Here is a 7,489-nt window from a genome sequence, read left to right on the forward strand (position 1 = left end):
GCGGATGCCCTCGGCAATATTACCCAGCAACAGTACGGTAATGGTGCCACCACCCTGCGGGTGTTTGATGCCAAAACCGGACGTTTGCAAGACAGTGGCGCGTATATCAGCAGTACCACGCAAATTGAAGACCTGCACTTTGCTTACGATGAATTAGGTAACCTGACCCAGCGGGAAGATAAACGACAGAAGATCCACGAGACGTTTGCTTATGATCAACTGAACCGTTTAACGGAAGTCACCGCCAAACTCAGTAGCAACACCTTAACCACGAGTGTGCAGTACGATGCCTTAGGCAATATTACCCATAAATCCGATGTCGGTGATTACCAGTACGCAGACAAGTGTGGTAGCCAACAAGCCGGTCCCCATGCCCTCACCAAAACCACAGGCAGCCAAAACGCCACTTACTGTTATGATGCCAACGGCAACATGACCAGTGGTAATGGCCGTACCGTGCGCTATACCGCCTTTGATAAACCCGATCAGATCATTCGCGGTGACTACCAAATTGACCTGGTGTATGGTCCCGATCAAAAGCGCGTGCGCCGGATCGATCAAGGTCCCACAGGCACCAGCACGACATACTACCAATCTGGTATTTATGAAAAGGTGGTCAGTGATACGGGCAAAATACAGCACAAGCATTATATCGGTGATGTCGCGATTATCACCAAAACCGAAAATGCCGGCACCGAAGAGGGTACGAAAACCAACTACTTCCATCACGATCACTTAAGCTCAATCACCGCCATTACCGATCAAAATGGCCAAGTTATTGAACGCTTCAGCTATGATCCCTGGGGTAAACGCCGTCAGACCGACTGGCAAGCTGCGATTGATTTTACCCAGATCACCAGCACCATTACCAAACGCGGCTTTACCGACCACGAGCACCTGGATGGTGTGGGCTTAATCCACATGAATGGCCGCGTTTATGATCCGAATGTGGGCCGGTTTTTAAGTGCTGATCCGTTTATTCAGTTTGAAAGCAACCTGCAAAGCTATAACCGTTATAGCTATGGCTTCAATAATCCACTAAATGGCAGTGATCCGACAGGTTTCATCTTTGAGTGGCTCTATGACAGATGGGAAAGTGGTAATAGAGGCCCTGCATCTGAGGACTATAGTTTTCGTTCTACGCTAACAGACGTACTTAATGAATCCTCAAGTTACAGTGGCGAACAAACTGACTTTGATTATGGTATCGATAACTACGTCTCTCATAATATGAGAGAACATAAATTACGGTATGATACGAGTGCAGCACCGTTCTTTACACAAAACAGTAATGATTACGGTATTGGTAAGATGTTTGGGTTCGGCTCGGTATTTAGCCCCCATATGGAACATTATAACCAAATAGCGGCAAGTTTAGGTGGTGAGGTCTCAAGCTCTTATAATGAATTTCAAGAAGGGCCCGCTCGAGGAGCGATCATTGCTTTAGGATCTGCATTTGGAGGGGTTGCTTTAGGGAGATATGGTGCAAACTCGTTTTCTAAAAATTCATTTCGTTCTTCAACGAAGAATAATTTATCTTTACCCTCTCAGGAAATAGGAAGTCCATATTTCATTAGAATTAATCCTATTTCTGGCAAAGGGCCTATGGCTATTGATACATCTATCTTTAAGTCTGGGAAAAAGACCATGAATGGTGGGATTCGTAATTCCAAAAAGTTTTGGAGTCAGTGGAAAGAGTCCTACAGTAATACTTTAAGTCCAGAGAATATTGCTCGAATAAATGCTAAACGTTCACCTGTTGTAGATAGTGAATGGATTAAACACTTCCCTGAGCATGAAAAATTTTTAGATGAAACAATTATTCATCATCATTTAGACTATGGTCCAGATGCAATACCTTTACCTAATACAGTACATGCTAAACAGCCTGGTTGGGGTATTTGGCATCCACAACATTCAGGCCAATAGGTAGAACAGAATGATTACAAATTTAGATGAACTGGTCAGTTTCTTAGAAAATATAGCAGCAAAATTTCCAATAATAGCTTCAGAAATAAAACTTTGTAGCCCTGGTTATTCTGATGAAATATTAGTCAAACTAAGGCAAAAAGCTCCTTACTTACCAGATAGTTACTTTGATGTCATAAAAAAAGTCAAGATAGCAGGTATATCAATAGGGCAGTTGAACTTATGGCCTGTTCCCTACGGAAAAAAAGACTTTGTTACCAGTATAATCGAAGCAAATACAAGCTCGGATAACCCATTCCTAGATTTTTATAGAGATAAAAACCTTGTTGAAGTCGCAAGGTTAGAGGCTAATATTATCTGTTTATCAAGTAAATCATCTAAAACAAGCGGTTATGCTTATTTAGTTGATATAAGCTCAGGACCAAACCTAATCCTAAAAATGTTAGCTAATTCTTTTGAGCAGTTACTTATTATTGCTGGCAATTTATATGATATAAGCCTTTCTTATGAAAATAATGAGGAAGTCGGCATGAATGAGTTTAAAACTCGCTTAGCTCAACTTGGCGTTGATAGTAATACTTCTGCAACATGGCAGGAATTACTAGAGGAGTTTTTTTAATATACTTTTTCAAAAGTCAATTTTTAGGAGCACACACATATATTGCGCTTCAGAAAGTATTGACGCTAACCCAATAGTATCCCCTAGTCTAAAGACTAGGGGATACTATTGGTCTCCATCATTTTTATTTATTAGGTAAAAACACAAAGCATTTAAGATTTATAAATGAAGAAGTTATCTGCAGTAGTTTTATTATCTATATTAGCAACTGGTTGTAGCATTAACCATATGCATGGGGCGGATGATGATACTCCAGTGAAAAATACTTGGCATCTAAATCAATATCAAATGTCTAGAGTACTTAAATGGAATCACCCCATTAAAACGAACCTTCTGAATAATTTTGATTATAGTTTTAAACCATCTTTCTATAAAAATGCAAATTTAGTAAGAAGCGAAGAGTTTGGAATCTACAACTATATTGCAAATGGAGAAGATCCTTTATTTAGTGAAGAATGGGGTATGACTAAAGTCTAAGAAATCAAGATAGGAAGTTTTATCGAGTTTAATATGTAATCATATATTGCATCGGAGATAGGTTCACGAATAGTCATGTGAACCTAGTTAGATAATTATTTTGGGAGAACTAAAGGTGAAGAAAGAAGTAGGCCATTATATTTTGGTTGGATTGTTAATATTAGTCCCGCTTTTCAATGGCTGTTCGATCAACAGTACAAAATTAGTAAGTTCTAAATCATATGATAAGTATGATTTAAAAGTGGGTGATACTTGGGATGTTAAGGTTATTTCAGATGCCCCACTTGAAAGAGTAGTCGTTACTGTGACGGATGATAAAACATCAGCTCAAAATTATTTAGCTAAGACTGAGGTTCAGAGTAAGGGTTTTGATAGAATCATTACAGGACATGCCAAAATCGATAAAGAAAATTTAGGAATAACCGAGTTAGATGCTACTTTCGTAAAGGATGGGGTACCAATTAGACTGACTCAAAGAAGTGAGTACTCTCATGCAGGTAATCCCAAATTTCCGATGAAAGTTGGCAAAGAGTGGGAAGTTATAGAAACAACAACACATCGAACCATGCATGGAAATGAAGTATCGAAAAAAAGTAGCACAAAAAAATTTCGATACGTAGTGTCAGGTATTGATAAGATTTCCGTTGAGGCAGGAGAGTTTGAATGTCTAAGGGTCAACAAGTATGAAGGTGATAAGCTGGTTGCAGTACATTGGTACTCCCCCAAAACCAAGTTCATCTCAGTTAAGGAAATTAGTTACGAAAAAAATGAGCTATATAAGCTTCAACATTACAAAGTTAGCTGGTGATTAACTATTAAAGCAGGTATTTTGCCTGCTTCTCAATAAAGCAAAGAGTTAAGCTATCAGTGTTTTTTTACCCAATAAACGAGCGTATTCGCTCAATAAAATAATGCAAAGATTCTCTAAAGAAAAATCTACTTTCAGCCATAGTATTCATCACAGCATCACCTTTAAATCGGTATTTAACCGTTTAACGCTGCCCGCCTGCTTGATTAAGCTGTCTTTGTTGGTTGGCCCCGCTGGCGTATGACCATGGGTTGAGAGATCCAAAAACGCTTGCTCCACCACCTCCATAAACTCAGACAGCAACTGTAGTACATTATCGCTTTCATTCCCTAGCCAGACTTTACCGCCGTCTTTGACTTGAGTGATTTGCTTAAGCTTGGCCAGGCTATGCTTGATGCCGTTAATGTGTTCCTGCATATCCCTGCCTACCACTGTATGACTGTCATTGCCTGTAGCCACCTTTAAACTATCAATCGCGGCCAACTCTGCTATGCCCCCTGAATGCAATCTTAATGCACCCATCGCCTCCAGCGTTTTGCTGCCGCCAATCGTTTCGGTGCTATGTTCGGCTATTGTTGTCTGTTGGCTTTGAGTGTGGGTTTCCTGGTGAAGGGTTTCCAGCTGATAGTGCTGGCATTCATCCTTGATAATGGTATCCGTTGATCGTTCCCAAGCGCCGCTCTGGTCACAGCGTTGGTAGCTTAATGGATGTTGCTGCCAACGCTGTTCTTTCTGTTCCAGGTTGGGTAACGATAAACCATGGGGTAACACCTGTTGTATAAACGGCTTATGGGGTAATCCATAAGCAAACCCTACCACTACTTGGGTGCCCACTTCCGGTAACCCATAAAAACCCTGCTCTTGTCCTGCACTGGCCAACGGTACCATTAAGCTGTGTAGGATAGGTAATTTCTTGTCGGGTTTGCCCTGTGCATCTAATACTTCCACATCCACCGCATAATGGGGCCTAAAGTCATCGCAGAGGTCTCCTTGTTTAGGTGTGTCACTGATCGCTAGCACACGTCCATAACGGGGTAAATGATAGTTACCGGCCAGCTCTGGAAATAAACTCAATACAATACGTTTAATGGCGTCTACCATGTCACCACCATTTGATTATTTTGCAGTTGTGTTTTTTGAATACGACGACCATCGACTAATTTCACACCTGGTCTTACCTGGGGTATGGCGGCGATTTGCGCACTGTTGTGCGACTGGTGGTTAATTAAAAACTGATCGGGGATGGTCACGGGTTTATTGGCCCAGTAGCTGTGCTGCCAACTCCCCACAAACACCTGGCCATCGCCTTGCTGTTGCCAACAATAATCCTCAATCGCAAACGCCTCCTTGAGGGAGGCCATCGCAAACAGCCCATTATTGAGGCTGTAAAAATAAGGGATTTTGGTGTTGGTGTAGGGTTGTTCTGGGGTAATAAAGGTCAGACCGGTGTGTTTGGCCATATGATTTAAGACATCATTTAAATGCACATGCCGTAAATTCATTGGTAATGGATAATGCAAAATACCCGTTAATTCTCTGCAAAATATCTGCTGCTGGTGCTGATCGACGGTGGTAATTTTTTCGATATAGCCTAAAAAAATTTGCTGTAAATTGTCACCATAACCGATGGCCATTTTTACCACCGATTTAGGCGTTACTGGCGTGTTAGGGCGAACTACAAATGTCGCCCGTCCTGGGGTATTCATCGCCAAACGGATATCATGCCGCACCAGCGGTATGTTTTGCTGATTGATTTTCAGCAAGCTGTTCAGTTTCACTGGGTCCTATCGCCTCATCGATTTCTTTTAAATACTGTTCAAACGACGTTAATTCCGGTTCGTTATTTGCGTTAGTACTGTCTTGTTGTGGTCCATCGGGTGGAATACTGTTTCCCTCGGCCTGCTGTTTTTTAGGGTCTTTTTTCGGTTGGCGTTGCTCGACTTTTTCGGGGACAGAACGGTATTCCGATAAGGTAAATTGTACCTGCCATAAACGTTTATCCGAGGCCTCGCGTACACTAAAATTGTCGTTAAACTGCACCTGCCGAATATTCATCGCTTTAGCGGTCGGATCCACCAAGGTGTATACCGTTTGCTTGCCTTGTTCGTTGACGCTTTCCGCCAGTTCAATTAAGCGGGTTAAATGCTCTGGGCTGTTTTGGTTGATCTGCAGGGAAACGGTTAAGCTTTTTGGCTTAAAACCTTTATGCGCTCGATCTGTCGCGCTGCTGGAGCCACTCAGTTCTTCATTGCTGATGCGTAAATTACCCACCACTTTCAAGCTACAGCCTTGTACCTGGTATTGCCCAATCATCATAAGCTCAACACCTCTTTTAAAAAGGCTAAGGCTTCCGTGGTACCCGTCAGTAATAAGCCCACGGTTAACACCTGGTCATGTCCAGGAGCACTGAGCTGACTCAGTTGCTGATGAATATTCCCTGTTAAATACTGGCCCACCACCTGTTGTAAGGCCTGTGTGGTGTGTTGCCAGTTTTGGCTCATTTGAGTTAAGTGTTGCTGTTTTTTTGCCAGCAACTTGGTCAGCATATCTTTGGGTGAAGCATGATCGCTGATGGCTTCAATGGCGGCTTGTGCGGCACCTAATTGGGTTAAATGATGTTTGGCAGTTGGCCATTGCGCTAATTTTAACGGCCGCCAATATGGCATTTGTGGCGCTTCGGGGATCTCCCATTTGTTGGTTTCTAAGCTAATCAGTGCTTTTACCCGACGCGTAATTTGCGGTAATTCGGGGATCGGCATTAATGCAGTAAAGGCCGTTAACGTCTGATAAAACGAGGTTATGTGCGGTGCCGTGATTAATACCACAATCGCCACCTGACTATGCTGAGGTTGTTGCGGGTTGCGTTGATCCTGGTATTTTTTTGTCAGGGCTTTTAAGGCATTGGGCGCGGATAAATAACGGTGATGCCCTTCACCCTCTCCCACCGTATGCAGATAAGGATGCACCACACAGCTATGGATACTTTGCTGTAATTGTTTTTGTAATTCACGGCGTAAATCGGGACCCGCGGATGCAATGGAAGCAGGTAAAAATCCGCTGTCATCTAGCGCATTAATTTGGGTTGCTAATGTCGTTAACTGTGTAGTCGCCTGTTTAATGAGCGTGGCCTGTTGTGCTTGCAGCTGACCGAGTGTCGAGGGTGTTTTAATCTGGACGGTTTTCATCCTCATTCCCTTCAGGCTTGGACGGAAATGGATAACGGGCTTTAATCTCAGCCACTTTCATTAACCAACGTTCTCGACGTTGACTGACCTCAGGACGATTAAATTCCCGGTCATAGTCGTATTCATTTTTAAGGGGATCCGCTTCGATCATAAAGGCTTGCTTACGCTGTGCTTTGATGTGCTCACGTTGCGCAAGATAATGGTCCATTGGATTTTTGACGCACCAATGCTCCTCTTTATGCAGCAATGCTTCATCAAATTGACAATGAAGTGGCTGCCAAGACAGCTCGTGCTGAATAATATGTTTGATGCCCTGCTGATCGATATAAAAGGCTGTATAATCATGGGCGTTAACAATCGCCTCACCATTCCAGCGCAAAACATGAAGGGGTAGTTGGCCCAGTTTTTCAGGAATAGGATGCCCTTCAACATCACCACAGACTTTTCCGATAACAAGGTCATACGACACTA

9 protein-coding genes are annotated in these 7,489 nt (G+C 42.6%); 4 read left to right on the forward strand and 5 right to left on the reverse strand.

Translation table 11 applies throughout. The features are described from left to right. The 4 genes from F607_RS31285 to F607_RS0122985 all read left to right on the forward strand — a co-directional run. Positions 1-1,929: RHS repeat-associated core domain-containing protein (locus tag F607_RS31285; protein ID WP_038292103.1), on the forward strand; the 1,929-nt coding region annotated here is incomplete at its 5' end. Between the two features lie 10 nt (positions 1,930-1,939). Then, positions 1,940-2,548 carry a hypothetical protein gene (locus F607_RS0122975; protein ID WP_027709949.1) on the forward strand — a complete coding sequence of 203 codons (609 nt, stop codon included), beginning with the start codon at positions 1,940-1,942 and terminating at the stop codon, positions 2,546-2,548. A gap of 165 nt (positions 2,549-2,713) precedes the next feature. Continuing rightward, complete coding sequence (locus F607_RS0122980; protein ID WP_027709950.1) at positions 2,714-3,025, forward strand: hypothetical protein; 312 nt, start codon at positions 2,714-2,716, stop codon at positions 3,023-3,025. Between the two features lie 115 nt (positions 3,026-3,140). Next, entirely contained in the window at positions 3,141-3,833 is a 693-nt protein-coding gene (locus F607_RS0122985) for a hypothetical protein (RefSeq protein ID WP_027709951.1), read from the forward strand. Between the two features lie 150 nt (positions 3,834-3,983). On the opposite strand, the gene F607_RS0122990 is transcribed toward F607_RS0122985, so the two are convergent. From F607_RS0122990 to F607_RS34915, 5 genes are all read right to left on the reverse strand, one after another. Next, entirely contained in the window at positions 3,984-4,934 is a 951-nt protein-coding gene (locus tag F607_RS0122990) for a phage baseplate assembly protein V (protein WP_027709952.1), read from the reverse strand. Next, entirely contained in the window at positions 4,928-5,611 is a 684-nt protein-coding gene (locus tag F607_RS0122995) for a hypothetical protein (RefSeq protein WP_027709953.1), read from the reverse strand. The genes F607_RS0122990 and F607_RS0122995 overlap by 7 nt, the downstream gene beginning before the upstream one ends. After that, positions 5,553-6,149 carry a baseplate complex protein gene (locus F607_RS31290; RefSeq protein ID WP_051311755.1) on the reverse strand — a complete coding sequence of 199 codons (597 nt, stop codon included), beginning with the start codon at positions 6,147-6,149 and terminating at the stop codon, positions 5,553-5,555. The genes F607_RS0122995 and F607_RS31290 overlap by 59 nt, the downstream gene beginning before the upstream one ends. Next, the gene (locus F607_RS0123005) at positions 6,146-7,018 is read right to left on the reverse strand and encodes a hypothetical protein (RefSeq protein WP_027709954.1); all 873 of its coding nucleotides are present in this window, start codon (positions 7,016-7,018) and stop codon (positions 6,146-6,148) included. Before F607_RS0123005 ends, F607_RS31290 begins: the two co-directional genes overlap by 4 nt. Next, positions 6,999-7,489 (reverse strand): hypothetical protein (locus F607_RS34915; RefSeq protein ID WP_169719840.1); only part of this gene is annotated, 491 nt, incomplete at its 5' end. The genes F607_RS0123005 and F607_RS34915, both read right to left, overlap by 20 nt.

Source organism: Zooshikella ganghwensis DSM 15267, assembly GCF_000428585.1.
GTDB classification, from domain to species: domain Bacteria; phylum Pseudomonadota; class Gammaproteobacteria; order Pseudomonadales; family Zooshikellaceae; genus Zooshikella; species Zooshikella ganghwensis.